This window comes from Lentzea sp. NBRC 105346 (assembly GCF_030269605.1).
In the GTDB taxonomy this organism is placed as follows: Bacteria; Actinomycetota; Actinomycetes; order Mycobacteriales; family Pseudonocardiaceae; genus Lentzea.
In genome coordinates, this window is sequence record NZ_BSTQ01000016.1 from 217,861 (window position 1) to 235,148 (window position 17,288).

At 70.2% G+C, this 17,288-nt stretch carries 16 protein-coding genes and 1 riboswitch; of the genes, 3 read left to right on the forward strand and 13 right to left on the reverse strand.

Annotation, left to right across the window (positions count from 1 at the left end):
• Window positions 1–26: 26 nt before the first annotated feature.
• Window positions 27–995, reverse strand: coding sequence for a DNA polymerase III subunit delta (gene holA / locus QSK35_RS30935; protein WP_285751104.1), 969 nt, complete (start codon window positions 993–995; stop codon window positions 27–29).
• 97 nt (window positions 996–1,092) lie between these two features.
• Window positions 1,093–1,203, forward strand: a riboswitch (SAM riboswitch).
• A gap of 11 nt (window positions 1,204–1,214) precedes the next feature.
• On the opposite strand from holA, the gene thrC reads away from it, so the two are divergent.
• A complete protein-coding gene (gene thrC / locus QSK35_RS30940; RefSeq protein WP_285751105.1) occupies window positions 1,215–2,474 on the forward strand; it encodes a threonine synthase in 1,260 nt (419 codons plus the stop codon).
• Between the two features lie 3 nt (window positions 2,475–2,477).
• On the opposite strand, the gene QSK35_RS30945 is transcribed toward thrC, so the two are convergent.
• The 11 genes from QSK35_RS30945 to QSK35_RS30995 all read right to left on the reverse strand — a co-directional run bounded on the left by QSK35_RS30945 (window position 2,478) and on the right by QSK35_RS30995 (window position 12,827).
• Entirely contained in the window at window positions 2,478–2,927 is a 450-nt protein-coding gene (locus tag QSK35_RS30945) for a hypothetical protein (RefSeq protein ID WP_285751106.1), read from the reverse strand.
• Window positions 2,813–5,242 (reverse strand): DNA internalization-related competence protein ComEC/Rec2, encoded by a 2,430-nt coding sequence (locus QSK35_RS30950; RefSeq protein WP_285751107.1) that lies wholly within the window; start codon window positions 5,240–5,242, stop codon window positions 2,813–2,815. Before QSK35_RS30950 ends, QSK35_RS30945 begins: the two co-directional genes overlap by 115 nt.
• 550 nt (window positions 5,243–5,792) lie before the next feature.
• Window positions 5,793–6,467 (reverse strand): ComEA family DNA-binding protein, encoded by a 675-nt coding sequence (locus QSK35_RS30955; protein ID WP_285751108.1) that lies wholly within the window; start codon window positions 6,465–6,467, stop codon window positions 5,793–5,795.
• A 114-nt stretch (window positions 6,468–6,581) separates the two neighbouring features.
• Window positions 6,582–7,436, reverse strand: coding sequence for a DegV family protein (locus tag QSK35_RS30960; protein ID WP_285751109.1), 855 nt, complete (start codon window positions 7,434–7,436; stop codon window positions 6,582–6,584).
• Between the two features lie 20 nt (window positions 7,437–7,456).
• Window positions 7,457–8,179 carry a diglucosylglycerate octanoyltransferase gene (gene octT / locus QSK35_RS30965; RefSeq protein ID WP_285751110.1) on the reverse strand — a complete coding sequence of 241 codons (723 nt, stop codon included), beginning with the start codon at window positions 8,177–8,179 and terminating at the stop codon, window positions 7,457–7,459.
• Window positions 8,176–8,781, reverse strand: a complete 606-nt coding sequence (locus QSK35_RS30970) for a histidine phosphatase family protein (RefSeq protein WP_285751111.1) — start codon at window positions 8,779–8,781, stop codon at window positions 8,176–8,178. The genes octT and QSK35_RS30970 overlap by 4 nt, the downstream gene beginning before the upstream one ends.
• A 7-nt stretch (window positions 8,782–8,788) precedes the next feature.
• Entirely contained in the window at window positions 8,789–9,166 is a 378-nt protein-coding gene (gene rsfS / locus QSK35_RS30975) for a ribosome silencing factor (RefSeq protein WP_285751112.1), read from the reverse strand.
• Between the two features lie 148 nt (window positions 9,167–9,314).
• Window positions 9,315–9,518: a transcription antiterminator/RNA stability regulator CspE gene (cspE, locus tag QSK35_RS30980; protein ID WP_285751113.1), complete on the reverse strand. Its 204-nt coding sequence runs from the start codon at window positions 9,516–9,518 to the stop codon at window positions 9,315–9,317.
• An 86-nt stretch (window positions 9,519–9,604) separates the two neighbouring features.
• Window positions 9,605–10,192: a nicotinate-nucleotide adenylyltransferase gene (nadD, locus tag QSK35_RS30985; protein ID WP_285751114.1), complete on the reverse strand. Its 588-nt coding sequence runs from the start codon at window positions 10,190–10,192 to the stop codon at window positions 9,605–9,607.
• A 185-nt stretch (window positions 10,193–10,377) separates the two neighbouring features.
• Complete coding sequence (locus tag QSK35_RS30990) at window positions 10,378–11,544, reverse strand: cytochrome P450 (protein WP_285751115.1); 1,167 nt, start codon at window positions 11,542–11,544, stop codon at window positions 10,378–10,380.
• A 17-nt stretch (window positions 11,545–11,561) separates the two neighbouring features.
• On the reverse strand, window positions 11,562–12,827 hold the full coding sequence (locus QSK35_RS30995) for a glutamate-5-semialdehyde dehydrogenase (RefSeq protein ID WP_285751116.1): 1,266 nt from the start codon (window positions 12,825–12,827) through the stop codon (window positions 11,562–11,564).
• 63 nt (window positions 12,828–12,890) lie between these two features.
• On the opposite strand from QSK35_RS30995, the gene QSK35_RS31000 reads away from it, so the two are divergent.
• Together QSK35_RS31000 and QSK35_RS31005 are read left to right on the forward strand one after the other, a co-directional pair.
• Window positions 12,891–14,966 (forward strand): RecQ family ATP-dependent DNA helicase, encoded by a 2,076-nt coding sequence (locus QSK35_RS31000; RefSeq protein ID WP_285751117.1) that lies wholly within the window; start codon window positions 12,891–12,893, stop codon window positions 14,964–14,966.
• 623 nt (window positions 14,967–15,589) lie between these two features.
• Window positions 15,590–16,831: a cytochrome P450 gene (locus QSK35_RS31005; protein WP_285751118.1), complete on the forward strand. Its 1,242-nt coding sequence runs from the start codon at window positions 15,590–15,592 to the stop codon at window positions 16,829–16,831.
• Here QSK35_RS31005 and QSK35_RS31010 read toward each other — a convergent pair.
• The gene (locus tag QSK35_RS31010; RefSeq protein WP_285751119.1) at window positions 16,815–17,219 is read right to left on the reverse strand and encodes an anthrone oxygenase family protein; all 405 of its coding nucleotides are present in this window, start codon (window positions 17,217–17,219) and stop codon (window positions 16,815–16,817) included. The genes QSK35_RS31005 and QSK35_RS31010 overlap by 17 nt on opposite strands.
• Window positions 17,220–17,288: the final 69 nt, after the last annotated feature.

The window sequence follows — 17,288 nt, forward strand, 5'->3', positions numbered from 1 at the left end:
ACCCTCGCGGGTGGCGCCCTTCTTGCTTACCTACGGCCGTGAGCTGCGACGATGCGCAGCACCGCTCGCTCGAGCGCGTACTCCGCGTCGGCCGCTACGCCCTTGACGTCGGCATTCAGGCCCGCGACGACCTGCATCGCGTCGGCCAGGCCCGCCTGGTCCCAGCCGCGCGACTGCTGCTGCGCCTTCTTGATCTTCCATGGGGGCATGCCGAGCTGGCCGGCGAGGCTGAACGGGTCCGCCCGTCCCACCGCCGACACCCGCGCAACCGTCCGCACCGCGTCCGCCAGCGCGTCTGCGACCAGCACGTGCGCGACCCCGAGCTGCATCGCCCAGCGCAACGCCTCCATCGCGCCCGCCCGGTCACCGACCACGGCCTTCTCGGCCACGGCGAACCCGGTGACCTCGGCCTTGCCCTGGTGGTAGCGCCGGATCTCCTCGACCGTCACCTTGCCATCGGTGTCCGCGACCAGCTGCGATGCCGCCGCCGCGAGCTCGCGCAGGTTCGAGCCGACCGCGTCGATCAGCGTCGCCACGGCCTCGGCGTCGATCTTCCCGCCCGCCTGGCGCACCTCGTTGCGGACGAACGCCTCCCGGTCGGCCGGCTTGGTGATCTTCGAGCACTCGGTCACCCGCGCCTTGGCCTTCTTGAGCGCGCCGGGCAGGTCCTTGGCCGCCTTGCTGCGTCCGCCACCGCTGTGCACGACGATCAGCGTGACCCCGTCCGCGGGCGCCTTGATGTAGGAGAGCACCGCGTCCGCGACCTCCTTGCCGATGTCCTGCGCACCCTCCAGGACGATCACCCGCCCCTCCGCGAAGAGCGAGGGACTGACCAGTTCGGCCAGCTCGGGCGGCGTGAGATCGCTCACCTGCACGCGCGTCAGGTCGGCCTGCGGGTCCGCCGCGCGTGCCTCTTCGAGGGCACCCCGGACCGCCCGTTCGACCAGCAACTCCTCCTCGCCGACGACGAGGTGCAAGGGATCCGCAGCACTCACATGGCAGATCCTCCCACGGGCCGTCCGTGTCTCATCTCGTGGACTTCGGTGGCCTGATCGCGAGATCTTGCCGTAGCTTGAATCCCACAACTGAACACCTTCATCCAGAGGGGCAGAGGGATCGGCCCGACGAAGCCCCGGCAACCGGCGTCACGCAACGTGGCGATCACGGTGCCAATTCCGACCCGCCGTGCGGGAAAGATGAGGAGATACCTCGCGATGACTGCTGTCACTGTGCCCTCGAGCACCACCACCTTCGACCTCGGCCCCGCTCGGGCGCTGCTGTGTCGCGAATGTGGCAACGAGACGCCGCTCGCCGCCGAATACGCCTGTCTCGAGTGTTTCGGGCCGCTGGAAGTGGCCTACGACTTCGGCAGGATTCGCCGTGAGGACATCGAATCCGGCCCCCGGTCGATCTGGCGCTACCGCGGCCTGCTCCCTGTTCCGTCCACTGTGGACAACCACCCCAACACCAACCCCGGCGGCACCCGCCTGGTCGAGGCGGACCGCCTCGCCAAGGCGCTGGGCGTGCGCAAGGTGTGGGTGAAGGACGACACCGGCAACCCCACCCACTCCTTCAAGGACCGGGTGGTCGGCGTGGCTCTCGCCGCGGCCCGCGAACTCGGGTTCAAGGTGCTGGCGTGCCCGTCCACCGGCAACCTGGCGAACGCCGTCGCCGCGGCCGCCGCCCGTGCCGGCTGGCAGTCGGTCGTCCTGGTGCCCTCCTCTCTCGAGCGCGCGAAGATCCTCATGACCGCCGTCTACGAAGGCGCGCTGATCGCCGTCGACGGCAACTACGACGACGTCAACCGCCTCGCCCAGGAACTCGCCGCGGAGCACGAGGACTGGGCGTTCGTGAACGTCAACGTCCGCCCGTACTACGCGGAGGGCTCCAAGACCCTCGGCTACGAGGTCGCCGAACAGCTCGGCTGGCGCCTGCCCGACCAGATCGTCGTGCCGATCGCCTCCGGCTCCCAGCTCACCAAGGTGGACAAGGCGTTCCGCGAGCTCGGCCAGCTCGATCTGGTCGACGCCAAGCCGTACCGCGTCTTCGGCGCCCAGGCCACCGGCTGCTCCCCCGTCTCGGCCGCCTTCAAGGAAGGCCACGACGTGGTCCGCCCGGTCCGTCCGGACACCATCGCCCGTTCACTGGCGATCGGCGCCCCGGCCGACGGCCCCTACGTCCTCGACGCCGTCCGCCGCACCAACGGCGCGATCGAGGACGTCACCGACGAAGAGGTCGTCGAGGGCATCAAGCTCCTGGCCCGCACCGAGGGCATCTTCGCCGAGACCGCCGGCGGCGTGACCGTGGCGACCGCGAAGAAGCTGATCGAGACCGGTCAGCTCGACCCCGACGGCGAGACCGTGCTGCTCATCACCGGCGACGGCCTCAAGACGCTCGACGCCCTGGGCGACACCATCGGTCCACGTGCGACGGTCCCACCGTCGGCCGAGGCCGTGATCAACGCCCTGAAGTAGTTCTCACAAGGCGATCTTGTCGGTCCGCTTCCAGCCGGTGTGCTGGAAGCGGCCGAGATCGCGGATCACATGGGGACCGACCTGGTTCACGGTGGTGCGCCAGGCGGTCACCTTCTGCGGCCACGGGGCCTGCGACTTCATCCGGTTGTAGACGTTGGCGTGCCAGGCGTCATCCTCGATGGTGAACTGATCGTCGAACAGTTCCTCGGCCAGCAGCTCGTAGACGTCGTACGGCGACGCGACTTCGGTCGGCGGCAACGCGTCGACGACTGTCGCCTTCCCGGTGATGGCTCTCCCGGTCTTCGTGTTCTCGCAGACGTAGTACGTGAAGCCGGGTATCAGCTCGTCGGTCGGCCATGGTCGGGCCAGGTACTTCGGTTGCCAGAGTGCCCAGCCGAGGTGGCTGTTGTCCTCTTCGGACGGAGCCCACCCGCTGTACAGGTTGATCCACACCGCGGCCATCGTCTTCTTCCTTTCCTGCGAACGATCCGGGCGCCCGGCAGCACGGCCAGGTCGCCGTCCTCATCGGTGCGCAACACCAGCGCACCTTGCTTCCTCAACACGTCGAGCACGTGCGGACTCGGGTGCCCATAACGATTTCCGGCCCCCACGCTCACCAACGCGACCCGCGGACGTACCCGCGCCAGGAACGACGGCAGCGAGTAGCGCGACCCGTGGTGCGGCACCTTCAACACGTCCGCGCTCAGGTCCCGGTCGAGCAGTCCGGCCTGACCCGCCAGCTCGATGTCGCCGGTGAGCAGCACCCGTCCTGCGGCGGTGTATGCCCGCAGCACCAACGAGTAGTCGTTCACCACGGTGTTCGAGTCGCCGATCGCGACCACCGGCCCGCGGCGCGGTCCGATCACCTCCAACTCCAGTCCAGGCCAGGCGAACCGCTCACCGGCCACCGGCTCCACCACGCGCACGCGCTTGGCGCGCGCCTGTCGTTCCACCTCCCGCCAAGCCCAGTCGGGCGCCCGCAACGGCCCCACCGCGATCACCCCGACCGTCCGGTCGGCGAGCACCGCGGACAGCCCGCCCACGTGGTCCGCATGGAGGTGGGTCAGCACGAGCATCGGCACCTCGTGCACTCCAAGTGCCCGCAGACACCCGGCCGCCGCACCGGGATCGGGCCCGGTGTCCACCACGACGGCCTGACCCGGCACCGCCGTCGCAAGCACGACGGCATCCCCCTGACCGACGTCGCACCCGACGACGGCCCACCCGTCCGGCGGCCAGCCCGGCGCGATCCCCCGCAACGGCACCAGTGCGACGAACCCGCCCACCAGCACCGCTATCGCCAGGACCCGCGTCCGCCGCAACCGCAGCACCAGGACCGCGACACCGATCACGACGGCCAGCAGCAGCGCACCCAGCCAGCCCTTCGGCCAGGTGACCGCCGCTCCCGGCACCGCGGCCGCGTGCCTGCCCACACCGAGGAGCCAGTCCACTTCCGGCCCGGCGATCCGCACGAGCAGTTCGGCCACCGCGGGGTGCACCTGCGCCACCACCGCCGCGAGCACGCCCAGCACCGTCGCCGGCGCGACGACCGGCGCGGCCACCAGGTTCGCCCCCACCGCGACCAGGCTGACCTGCCCGGACAGCCCCGCCACGAGCGGCGCGGTAGCAAGGTTCGCCGCCACCGGCACCGCAAGGGCCTCCGCGACACCGACCGGCACGCCCCGATCCCGCATCGCCCGCGCCCATCGCGGCGCGAACAACACCAGCGACGCCGTCGCCACGACCGACAACGCGAACCCCGGCTCGGCGGCGAGCGCCGGGTCGTAGAACACGAGCCCGAGCACCGCGATCGCCAACGCGGACAACGCCGACCGTTCCCGGCCCAGCACCAGCGCGAGCAGCCCCACAGCGCCCATCACCGCGGCCCGCAGCACACTCGGCTCCGGCCCAGCGAGGACAACGAACCCGACGAGCGCCACCATGGCGCCCACGGCACATGTCCTCGGCCCCGCCCGCAGGAAGCGCAGCAGAATCAGGACCGCACCGCACAGGATCGCCAGATTCGCACCGCTGACGGCCAACAGATGCGACAACCCCGCCGTGCGGAACTCGTCCACCACTCTCGGCGACATACCGTCGGTGTCTCCGGCGACGAGTGCCGGCAACAGGCCGGCCGCCTCCGGGTCGAGCACCTCGCTCGCCTTGCGCAATCCGTCGCGAAGCTCCGCCGCGGCACGCTGCCAGACCGGTGCTTCGGTTATGTGTGCCGGCGGACCGCGCACCCGCAGCAGCGCAACTGTCAGGTCGCCTTTCCGTGGCGGGACCAAGGTGCCGCGAACGTCGACCGTCTGGCCGGGGAGCAGGTTTCGCCACCGTTCGGCCGGGGCCAGCACGACCAGCGTCGCGCCCTGCACCTTCGCGAGGAAGACCACCTGCGACACGCCGCCCGGCCTGGCGCCGAAGCCTTCCGTGCGGACGCCGCGCGGCCTCTCGACCACCTCCGCCTGAGCGGTGAGCGGGGCACCTCGTTCCGCGGCCAGCCGCAGCGGGTGGGTGTCGGCGCGGTGGATCTGGCCGCCGATCCAGATCGCCGCGATCGGGCCGCACAGCATCAGGGCTACCGCGCACACTCGGCCGCACCACATGCGGCGGAGGGCGGCCAGTCCGGCTAGGCCGGCCAGTGCGCCTACCGCCAGAGCCGCCGGCCAGCCCAGGTAGAGGCCGGTGAGGGCGATTGCCCAGACCGCCAGGGCTGCCGGGATGAGGCGGGAGTCGACGCTTGTCGCGGATGGGCCTCGTCGCTTCACGCGACCACCGGCCAGTCGGGCGACGCTCGCCTGGGGAAGGCCTGTCGGCTGGGTGGATGAAGTGCGGCGTTGGGTGAGGGCGGGTGAGCGGAATGACGCGCCGCTGGTGACGGATGGGTCGGTGTCGCGGCGCCAGCCTGCCTACGTGCGCGGAGCTGGCCGCAAGGGGCTGCGGTTGGCTGGGCACTAGGTGAGCGGTGCGGCATCCCGGCTGTGGGTGGCCAGGCGTGCATCAAGCGATGCGACACCCGGCTCTCCGGCGACCACCTCAGCGACACGGCCGGAAAGCGCACCATCGCGCCAACAGGTAGGAGTCCGCGCGAGACACCACGCAAGCGCTGTGCGTCGGCGGAGCGACGGTGGGCCGCGGGTTGGACGACGGCGTGCGACACCGGGATGCGGAGGTACGGAGCCACGCGCAGGAGGCCGGCGCCACTGAAGGCGGATGTGCTGCCGACGGATTGGGGGACGCGGCGGGATGTCGTGGGTGGCGGGAGGGTTGTGGGGGCTGAGGCGGGGAGGGTGGGTTGGCTTCGGGGTGGCGTTGCGGTCACGTGTGCACCAGCTCGGTGAGCTTTGCGAGTTTGTTGTCACCGATGCCGTCGATCTCGCGTAGTTGTTCGACCGAGGCGAAAGAGCCGTGGCGCGTTCGCCACGCGACTATTCGTTGTGCGGTTACCGGGCCTACGCCGGGCAGACCGTCCAGTTGGGACTCCGTGGCGGAGTTCAGGTCCAGCTTCTGCTCGGGTGCGGCGCCGCCCTGTGGGGGCGGGACGCCGACTGCGATCTGTTCGCCGTCGGTCACCTTGCGGGCGAGGTTGAGGCCGTGCAGGTCCGTGCCGGGTGCGGCACCGCCGGCGGCGTCCAGGGCGTCGGCCACGCGGGCGCCGCTCGTGACTGTGACCAGGCCGGGTCGCGGCACGGCGCCCACGACGTTGACCACCAGGCGTTCGGGAGCTGGGGTCGAGGCGACCGCGAGGGTGGGCGGGCGTTCTACCGAAGGTGGCTGTTGCCACCACGCCGCCACGCCGATGACCAGGCCCGCGAACGCGACCGCCCACGCGAGCAGGCCGCGTCTGGGCAGGGGGATCCGCAGGCGGGAACGGGAGTGACCGTGTTCGTCGGCGTCTTCGGACTTGGCGAAGACGACCGTGGGGTTGGCTCGGGCCTCGTCGGCCAGGGCGCGGAGGCGGGCTTGGGGCTGGTCCTCTCGGGGGAAGGGCATGGGGGCGACGCTAGGTGGGTGGGTGGCGCGGTGGGGGGCTTGATGATCGAGATGTGGATAAGTCGCGGGGTGTGGATAGGTCGCGATCTTGGGCGGCCTGGGAGGGCGGAATTGTCAGTGGGGTGTGGTAAGGCCGCCCGGCAGGACCACCACGCCCAGCACGCCCGGACCGGTGTGGGCGCCGATCACCGCGCCGACCTCGGAAATGAGGCAGCCGGACGAGCCCGGCAGGCGTTCGTCGAGCCGGGTCGCGAGCTCGGCGGCACGATCCGGCGCGGCCAGGTGATGCACCGCGAGACCGACAGGTCCTGTTCCGGCCGCCGCAACGGCGAGATCCACCAATCGGCCGACGGCGCGCCCCATCGTGCGCACCTTCTCCAACGGCACGATGCGGCCGTCGTCCATGTGCAGCAACGGTTTCACCGCCAGCGCCGTGCCCACCAGAGCGGCCGCGGTACCAATGCGGCCACCACGCCGCAGGAAGTCCAGCGTCTCCACGCAGAAGAACATCCGGGTCTGCACACCGGCCGCGGCGGCGAACACCTCATCAAGCGACTCGCCGCGCTCGACGGCCGCGCACGCGGACAGCACCGCGAACCCGAGCCCCATCCCGGTCGACCGCGAGTCGACGACCCGGATCGCCGCCGGATCCACCTCCTCGGCCGCCAGCCGCGCCGCCTCCCACGTGCCGGAAAGGTCCCGCGAGATGTGCAGCGACACGATCGCGTCGGTCCCGGACGACAACAACGACCGGTAGACCGAGGCCAGCTCGCCCGGTGTCGGCCGCGACGTCGTCACGCGACGGTGCTCCCCCAGCGCGGCCGCAAGCTCGGCTGGACCGAAGTCGACGCCGTCGAGCCGCCCGCTGCCGTCCACCGCCACGTGCAGCGGCACCACGGTGATCGAATGGCGCTGCGCGAACCCCTCCGGCAGGTACGCCGTGGAGTCGGTGACGATGGTGATGCGCACGAGCGACGAGCCTACGGCCCTCACCCTTCGGAGTGACTGACCGCCACGGACCTGATCAGTTCAGCCATGGCGGCACCGACCAGCGCGTGCCCCTCCCAGCCCCAGTGCATCCCATCGGGGTTTCCCTGACCGGAACGCACGTGTGGGCCGATCACCGAGGGCAGATCCAGCAGCGGCACTCCGGCCGACGCTCCCCATGACCGCACCGCCCGCACCGCGGCGGCATGCCCGGTGTGAACACCGCCATACGACGACGCCCGGTGCACGGACGGCACGATGCCGACCACGGGCATGAAGTACTCCAGGTTGCGCACCGATAACACGGAGTCACGCAGGTACTTCACGGTCAGATGCGGCGGCAACGCCACCGGCCGCCCACCAAGCAACCGCGCGAGATGTGGCTGCGCGGAGACATACGTCTGCCGAGCCCACCGACGCAGCCCGTCCGGCCGCACGTACCGCAGCCCCTGCCGCAGGTAGGTGGGCAACGGCGACGGCAACGTGTCCATGCTGCCCACGGCGAACACGATCACGTCCGTGCGCGGCAGCAACGACCACACGCGGGGATCCCCGGTCAACGCCCACCAGGCGTCCCGCGCGGTCCAGCCGAACCCGGCGGCCAGCTCGGCGTGTCCGCCCAAAGCCGAAGCGGCGATGTTGTGCCAAAGACCCGGATGGTCCGCGGGCAGCGGGCCATCCGGGCCGTGAAAGGAAAGCGAGTCCCCCAGGACCAGCAGTCTCAACGCGTGATGCCCGCGTTGTACGACGACAGCCGCCACCGGCCGGCCCGCCGGGTGAACACCGTCCAGTGACAGTTCGAGATGCCGGCGAGCTGGGACCACGTGTCCACCGGCAGATCGAGGATCCGCCCGGTCAACGCGCTGATCAGGCCGCCGTGAGCGCACAGCATGGCGGTACCGGAGAACTCCGAGTCGATCTCCTCGACCACTTCCAGGGCCCGTTTCGCCACGTCGACGCGACTCTCGCCGTCCGGCGGCGTGAACGTGGGGTCGGACCGCCAGATAGCCACCTGACCAGGCCATTCGCGCTCGACCTCGTCGAGCGTCAGGCCCTGCCACTTGCCGAGGTGCGTCTCCCGCAGCCGCTCGTCGATGCGCAACGGCACGTCCACCGTCGAGGTGAACACGGTCGCGGTGTCCCGCGCACGGCGCAGGTCGGACGCCACGACGATCTCGGCCCCGAACCCGGTCAGCACCGGTACGGCGAAGCGCGCCTGGTTGAAGCCCGTCTCGGTGAGCGCCGAGTCCAGGTGACCCTGCATGCGACCGGTCGCGTTGTATTCGGTCTCACCGTGCCGCCACAGCACGAGCCGGCTCAGGGTCATGGCTGCCTCAGGCTTCCGCGGACTGGGGAGCCGCGTCGAACTCGATGCGCGGGCAGTCCTTCCACAGGCGCTCCAGGCCGTAGAAACTGCGCTCCTCGACGTGCTGCACGTGCACCACCACGTCGACGAAGTCCAGCAGCACCCAGCGTCCCTCGCGGGCACCCTCGCGACGCACCGGCTTCGAGCCGGTCTCCCGCATCTTCTCCTCGATGTTGTCGACGATCGCGCCGACCTGCCGCTCGTTGGGAGCGGAGGCGATCACGAACACGTCCGTGATCACCAGCTGGTCGGAGACGTCGAGCACCATCACGTCGTGCGCCTTCTTGTCGGACGCCGCGTTCGCGGCGACCAGCGCCAGCCGTCGTGCCTCGTCGGTGGCTGCCACGTCACTCCTCTGACTTCCGGTGAGCGCGGATACGCCCACACGAGTTAATGAGGGTACCGGCGCCGACCAACTGCGACTTTCCTGGTTTTCCCGGACATGACGAAGCCCACCCCGCACGGGAGGTGGGCCTCGTGGAAAACCTGGTGCCTTACAGCGGCCTGACCTGCTGGGCCTGCGGCCCCTTCTGACCCTGTCCGACCTCGAACTCGACCTTCTGGTTCTCCTCCAGGGAGCGGAAACCCTTCGACTGGATCTCCGAGTAGTGCACGAAGACGTCGGCGCTGCCGTCGTCAGGTGCGATGAACCCGAAGCCCTTTTCGGAGTTGAACCACTTCACGGTGCCTGTAGCCAAAGCCTTGCCTTTCACCAACCGCCAACAACGGGTCGATTGTCGTCCTACGGGGCTCGAAGCGCGAGTGAAATCCACCCGAACGTGGCTCAGGCGTCCGGTTCGCTGTACAGACCGGTCTTGGAGATGTACTGCACGACGCCGTCCGGCACGAGGTACCACACGGGCAGGCCTGCGGACGTACGCGCACGGCAGTCCGTCGACGAGATGGCCATGGCGGGCACCTCGATCAGCGACACCGCGCCTGGCGGCAGGTGGTGGTCGTTGAGCGTGTACCCCGGACGGGTGACACCGATGAAGTGCGCGAGCTCGAACGCCTCGGCCGCGCGGCGCCACGACAGGATCTGCTCCAGGGCGTCCGCGCCGGTGATGAAGAACAGGTCGGCGTCCGGAAACTGCTTCTTGAGGTCCGTGAGCGTGTCCACGGTGTACGTGGGGCCGCCGCGGTCGATGTCGACGCGGCTGACCGAGAACCTCGGGTTGGACGCCGTGGCGATGACCGTCATCAGGTAGCGGTCCTCGGCGGGCGAGACCTCGCGCGTGGACTTCTGCCACGGCTGGCCGGTCGGCACGAAGATCACCCGGTCCAGGTCGAACCGGGCCGCGACCTCACTGGCCGCCACGAGGTGACCGTGGTGGATGGGGTCGAAGGTGCCGCCCATGACGCCGATGCGCATAGCCGATCAGCGTAATGGGCAGCTGGCCGCTCCCTTGGCCAGCTGCCCATTCGCCTTGATCACACTCGGACGGTCCGGGGGGAGGAAGGACCGTTCGAGGCTGCGCGGCTCACCCCGAAGTCGCAGCCGCGCATCCGAGGAACGCGCCCGTCACCCACCCATGACGCGGATATCGAAGATTTTTCTCACCACGTCACGAGCAGCCTGCGCGGGCCGCGGACCAGGGTGCCCTGGCGGAACTCGACGGGTTCGGCGAGCCGCAGCCCAGGGAACCGGCGCAGCAGCGTGCCGATCGCGACCTGCAGCTCCATCCGGGCCAGCTGAGCGCCCAGGCAGAAGTGGATGCCGTGTCCGAACGCCAGGTGATGGCCCGCGTCCCGGTGCAGGTCGAACCGGTCGGCGTGGTCGTAGACGGACTCGTCCCGGTTCGCCGAGGGCACGCTGACCAGCACGGTGTCGCCCTTCGGGATGGTCACGCCACCGATCTCGACGTCCTCGAGCGCCACCCGCGGGAAGCCCGCCCCGCGCCCGAGTGGAATGAACCGAAGCAGCTCCTCGACCGCGGCCGGCAGCAGTTCCGGGTCGGCCCGCAGTGCGGCCAGCTGGTCGGGGTGGTCGAACAGGGTCACCATCGCGTTGCCGATCTGGTTCGCCGTCGTCTCGTGCCCGGCGACCAGCAGCGTCACGCCGAAGACGACCAGCTCCTGCTCACTGAGCCGGTCCTCCTCGTCGCGCGCGAGGACGAGCGCGCCGAACAGGTCGTCCGTCGGCCGCGTGCGGCGGTCCGCCACCAGGTTCCCGATGTAGCCGAGCAGCTTGACCAGCCCGTCCGCGCTCTCCTCCGGGCTGAAGGCGCCCGCGGTGAGCAGCTGCTCGGACCACGTCCGGAAGTCCGTGCGGTCCTCGAACGGCACGCCCAGCAGCTCGCAGATGATCGTGATGGGCAACGGCATGGCGAGGCCCTCGACGAGGTCGGCGGGGTCGTCGAACGCGTCGATCAGCTCGTCGGTGATCTGCTGGGCGCGCGGGCGGAGCTCTTCCATGCGACGCACGGTGAACGCCTTGGACACGAGCCTGCGTAACCGGGTGTGGTCCGGCGGGTCCATGGTCAGCAGCGAACCTCCGACCACGAGGTTCGGCGCCATCCTCGGCACGTCGTTGCCGACGGCCGCCGATCGGCTGAACCGGTGGTCGCTCATCACCGCCTTGGCGTCGTCGTACCGGGTGACGAGCCAGCCCTCGCCACCGTACGGAAAGCGCAGCCGAACTATCGGCTCGTCACGCCGAAGCCGGGCGTAGGTGGGGTCGTGCTTGAGACCGTCCGGCTCGCTGAAGGGGTAGCTCCTCGACATTCACCCGACGTTAGGACTCAAGCGCGCGGGCGCACATGCCCGTCGCCCCAGGCCACCCACTTGGACGAGGTGAGCTCCGAGAGGCCCATCGGTCCGCGCGCGTGCAGCTTCTGGGTGGAAATGCCGATCTCCGCGCCCATGCCGAACTCGGCGCCGTCCGTCCACGCGGTCGAGGCGTTGACGAACACCGCGGCGGCGTCGACCCGTGCGGTGAACTGCCGGGCGGCCCGGACATCGGAGGTCACGATGGCCTCGGTGTGGCCGGAGCCGTGCCGCGCGATGTGCCGCACCGCCTCGTCCAGCGAGCCGACGACCTTCGCCGCGATGTCGAGCGAGAGGTACTCGGTGTCCCAGTCGTCGTCCGTCGCGGCGACGACGCCGTCCTGCTGGGCGAAGCGCTCGTCGCCGTGGATGGTGACCTCGGCGTTCTGCAGCGCCTTGGTGATGCGCGGGACGAACACCTCCGCGACGTCGGCGTGCACGAGCAGCGACTCGGCGGCGTTGCACACGCTGGTGCGCCGCGTCTTGGAGTTGAGGACGATGCTTTCGGCCATGTCGAGGTCGGCGTTCGCGTCAACGTAGACGTGGCAGTTGCCGACACCGGTCTCGATGGTGGGCACGGTGGCCTGCTCGACGACGGCGTTGATGAGGCCGGCGCCGCCGCGCGGGATGACCAGGTCGACGAGGCCGCGTGCGGTGATGAGGTGCGTGACGGACGCGCGGTCGTGGCACGGCAGCAGCTGCACGCAGTCCGCGGGCAGACCGGCCTTCTCCAGCGCGTCGCGCAGCACCGCGACGAGCGCGGTGTTGGAGTGTTCGGCGGTGCTGGAACCCCGCAGCAGCGCGGCGTTTCCGGACTTCAGCGCGAGACCGGCGGCGTCCACGGTGACGTTCGGACGCGCCTCGTAGACCATGCCGACGACGCCCATCGGAACGCGGATCTGGCGCAGTTCCAGACCGTTCGGCAGGATCGAGCCGCGCAGCACCTCGCCGACCGGATCCGCAAGTCCCGCAACGGTTTCCAGTCCCTTGGCCACGCCTTCGACCCGCGCTTCCGTCAACCTGAGCCGGTCGAGGATGTTGTCCGGCAGGCCCGCGGCCTTCCCGGACTCGATGTCCTTCTCGTTGGCCTCGAGGATCTCCGGCGCGCGGCCGCGCAGCGCCGCTGCCATCTCGTGCAGCGCGGCGTCCTTGATCTCACGGGTGGCCAGTACCAGCTCGTCGGCGGCGACGCGGGCACGGCGGGCGGCGGCGTGCACCTGGTCGCGCAGGTCATCGGTCACGCCACACAGCTTACGACCTGCGGCAACACGGAATTGTCAGGGCTGTGTGCAAAGGTGCTTCCCGTGGACGACATCGCACTCCGGGAAATGGCCGAGGAACGCCTGCGGGCCCTTGCGGGTCCCGAGGCGACGCTGCGCGAGGACCAGTGGACCGCCATCCACGCGCTGGTCGCGCTGCGCCGCAGAGCCTTGGTCGTGCAACGCACCGGATGGGGCAAGTCGGCCGTGTACTTCATCGCGACCGCGCTGCTGCGCGAGCTCGGCGAGGGACCGACCGTCATCGTGTCGCCACTACTGGCGTTGATGCGCAACCAGATCGACGCGGCGGCACGGCTCGGCGTGCACGCGGCGACGATCAACTCGGCGAACACCGAGGACTGGGACCACGTCCAGGACCAGGTGACCGCGGGCGAGGTCGACGTGCTCCTGGTGAGTCCGGAACGCCTGAACAACCCGGACTTCCGCGACGCCGTGCTGCCGTCGCTCACCGCGTCCGCGGGGATGCTCGTGGTGGACGAGGCGCACTGCATCTCCGACTGGGGCCACGACTTCCGGCCCGACTACCGGCGGCTGCGCACGTTGCTCACCGAGCTGCCCGCGGGTGTGCCGGTGCTGGCGACCACCGCGACCGCGAACGACCGGGTGGTGCGGGACGTTACCGAGCAGCTCGGGCTCGGGGCGGAGTCGGACACGCTGGTGATGCGCGGGCCGTTGGACCGCGACAGCCTGCATCTGTCCGTGGCGCGGCTGCCGACGGCCGAGGCCCGCCTCGGGTGGCTCGCCGAGCACCTGGAGCGGCTGCCCGGTTCCGGGATCATCTACACGCTGACCGTGGCGCAGACCGACGACGTGGCCTCGTTCCTGCGCGACCGCGGCTACGAGGTGGCGGCGTACTCCGGCCGGACCGAGCAGGCGGATCGGCTGAAGGCCGAAGACGACCTGCTCGCGAACCGGGTCAAGGCGCTCGTGGCGACGTCCGCGCTCGGCATGGGCTTCGACAAGCCGGACCTGGGTTTCGTCGTGCACCTGGGAGCGCCGCAGTCGCCGATCGCGTACTACCAGCAGATCGGTCGTGCGGGTCGTGGTGTCGAACGGGCCGAGGTGCTGCTGCTGCCGGGCCCGGAGGACAAGGACATCTGGGCGTACTTCGCCTCACTGGCGTTCCCGCCGGAGCAGGTGGTCCGGCAGGTGCTGAACGTCCTGAACGACCGTCCACTGTCGACGGCCGCGATCGAGCCGATGGTGGAGCTGTCGCGGTCACGCCTGGAGGTCGTCCTCAAGGTGCTGGACGTCGACGGCGCGGTCCGGCGCGTACGGGGCGGCTGGGTATCGACCGGGCAGCCATGGTCGTACGACGCCGAGCGGTATTCGCGCATCGCGGTGGCCCGCCGCGCCGAGCAGGACGCGATGATCGCCTACCTCGGGACCGACGAGTGCCGTATGCGGTTCCTGCAGCTACAGCTGGACGATCCGCACGCCCGCCCGTGCGGACGCTGTGACAACTGCACCGGCACCCGCGTGTCCACCGAGGTGTCGTCGGCCGCCGCGGGTGCGGCCCGCGATCGCCTGATGCGTCCCGGTGTGGAGATCGCGCCCCGCAAGATGTGGCCGACCGGAATGGCCGCGATCGGGGTGTCGCTCTCCGGGCGCATCAGGGCGGACGAGGTGGCGGAGAACGGCCGCGCGCTGGGCAGGCTCACCGACATCGGCTGGGGCAACCGCCTGCGGACTCTGTTCGCCTCGGCGGATGCGCCGATCCCGGACGACGTGTTCGCCGCGTGCGTCAAGGTGCTCTCCGGGTGGGGCTGGACGGAGCGCCCGGTCGGTGTCGTGACCATCGGGTCGCGCAGCCGCCCGGAGCTGGTCGGCAGCTTCGGTCAGCGGATCGCCACCATCGGCCGGCTTCCGCTGCTGGGCCAGGTGTGGGTCGGCGAGTCGCCGCGTCGGGTGAACAGCGCACAGCGGCTCGCCGGGCTCGTACGGCACACCGAGGGGCCGGACCTTTCCGGCGTCGGCGGTCCCGTCCTGCTGATCGACGACCAGGTCGACACGGGCTGGACCATGACCGTCGCGGCGCGGCTGCTGCGGCAGGCCGGCGCGCCCGCGGTGCTGCCCTTCGCCTTGGGGGTGACGGCCTAGCGAACCTGCGACACAACTGAATCCGGCAAACGCGGCACGACCGAGTCGCTGTGCAGGTAGCGGTCACGCGGATCCGCTGACAAGTAACGCAACCCCGGTGCAGGACGGGGTGGCAGGTCACGACTTCGAACGCCACGCGGCCCCAGCAAACCGAGGCACTCGCGGCATCGCACCCGCAGCACGGACCCACTGACCCGCAACACAACCCCGACGCAGGACGGGGCGGCAGGTCACGACTCCGAACGCCACGCGGCCCCAGCAAACCGACGCACCCGCGGCATCGCATCGCCACCGTCGCGGCATCGCGCCCCGCGCAACGAGACTCGCCCCGCCACGAAACCACCCAGCCGATCACTGCACCCAGCGGCAACGCAGATCCACTGACCAGCAACACAACCCCGATGCAGGACGGGGCGGCAGGTCACGACTCCGAACGCCACGCGGCCCCAGCAAACCGACGCACCCGCGGCATCGCATCGCCGCCGTCGCGGCATCGCGCCCCACACAGCGCGACTCGCGCCGCCACGAAACCACCCAACCGATCACTGCACCCAGCGGCAACCCGGATCCACTGACCGGAAAGACAGCCCCGGTGCAGGACGGAGTGGTCGTAGTGTCTGGCCATGACCCCGGACGTGGTGCGGTTCCGGCAGGCGGACGTGCTGGCGGCGTTGCACCGCCGCTTCGGCCCGGTAGTGCGGCTCGGCCCGTACACGTACCTGCTGGGCCCGGAGGCGAACCGGTTCGTCTTCGCCAACGCGCAGCTGTTCCGCGTCGAGGAGGCGTTCCAGGCACTCGTACCGGTCGACGGTCCGACGTCGCTGATCGTCAGTGACGGCGAGGACCACCGGAGGCGCAGGCGGCTCGTGCAGCCCGCGTTGCACCACCGGCAGATCGCGGGCTACGTGAAGGTCATGGCGGACAACGCCGACGCGACCATCGACGCCTGGCGACCGGGCCAGGTCGTGGACGTCTACCAGGAGTTCCGCGCGGCCATCCGGCGCAGCACGATCCAGTCGCTGTTCGGCCGGCGGCTCGCCGGGGACGCGGAGTTCTTCGGCACGGAACTGCAGGCGCTGCTCGACCTGATCGACCGCAACCCGCCGGTCGTCGCGTGGCTGCGGCGGCTGCGGACGCCGACCTGGCGGCGTGCAATGGCGGCGCGGGCCAGGGTGGACGCGCGGATCTACGCGGAGATCGCGCGGGTGCGTGCCGGTGAGGGCGACGCGGACGACAACGTGCTGTCCACGCTGGTGCACGGCCGCGACGAGGACGGTTGTGCGCTGAGCGACCTGGAGATCAGGGACCAGGCGGTCACGCTGATCGCCGCCGGGTACGAGACGACGAGCGCGGCCATGGCGTGGGCGGTGTTCAGCCTGCTGCGCCACCGGACGGTCTGGGATCGGGCCAAGGCCGAAGTGGACGCCGCGGGCGAAGACCTGAAGCGGTTGCCGTACCTGACCAGTGTGGTCAACGAGACGCTGCGCCTGTACCCACCGGCGGTGGTCTCGGCACGCACCGCTGCCCAGGACTTCGAGTTCGCCGGCAGACGGATCAAGCAGGGCACCTTCCTCCTCTACAGCCCGTACGTCACGCATCGGCTGCCGGACGTCTGGCCGGATCCGCTGCGCTTCGACCCGGACCGCTGGTCCCGGAAGCCGGCGCCGCACGAGTTCCTGCCGTTCGGCGGCGGGCCGCACCGTTGTGTCGGCGCGACGCTGGCGACTACAGAGCTGACGGTGATGCTTGCTCGACTGCTCGCCAGGGCCGAGCTGAAACTCGTGCCGCAGCGCGTGACGCCGACGAGCGTGGCCGCGATGCGCCCGAAGTACGGCGTGCTGGCCGAGGTCACACGATCAGCATGACGAGAGCACCAGCAGACGCCACTGTGCGGACGTGGTTCCACAGCGTCCATCGCGAGAGGTACTCGGGCCAGTACGCATCGTCGGTCCGCTCGAGACGGTTGTTCATCGGCACGTTGACGAACATCGTCAGCAGCAGCGACCCGACGATGTAGAGCAGGCCGCCGATCACGCGCCCGTTGAATACCGCGATGCCGCTCAACACCCCGGTGCCGAGGAACACCAGCAGGAACAAGGGGTTCTGGATCCGCACGTTGACGCGGCGCATCGCCGCGCGCGCAGCATCGGCGGACAGGTCGCGCAGCCCAGGCATCACGGCGGTGGAGAACGAGAAGAACAGCCCGGCCATGAGACCGGACCCGACTGCGGCGAGGAGCGTGATGGTCTGCATGGGTTCACTGTCCAACGTGATCACGGGACCATCAATGACAGTTCATCGCGAAAGCTTGCTCGTTCGTCC

Excerpts from the sequence above, each read along its gene's own strand:
- thrC (WP_285751105.1), top strand. The coding sequence starts at position 1,215 with ATGACTGCTGTCACTGTGCCCTCGAGCACCACCACCTTCGACCTCGGC.
- QSK35_RS30955 (WP_285751108.1), bottom strand. The coding sequence starts at position 6,467 with ATGCCCTTCCCCCGAGAGGACCAGCCCCAAGCCCGCCTCCGCGCCCTG.
- QSK35_RS30970 (WP_285751111.1), bottom strand. The coding sequence starts at position 8,781 with ATGACCCTGAGCCGGCTCGTGCTGTGGCGGCACGGTGAGACCGAATAC.
- nadD (WP_285751114.1), bottom strand. The coding sequence starts at position 10,192 with ATGCGCATCGGCGTCATGGGCGGCACCTTCGACCCCATCCACCACGGT.
- QSK35_RS30990 (WP_285751115.1), bottom strand. The coding sequence starts at position 11,544 with ATGTCGAGGAGCTACCCCTTCAGCGAGCCGGACGGTCTCAAGCACGAC.
- QSK35_RS31005 (WP_285751118.1), top strand. The coding sequence starts at position 15,590 with ATGACCCCGGACGTGGTGCGGTTCCGGCAGGCGGACGTGCTGGCGGCG.
- QSK35_RS31010 (WP_285751119.1), bottom strand. The coding sequence starts at position 17,219 with ATGCAGACCATCACGCTCCTCGCCGCAGTCGGGTCCGGTCTCATGGCC.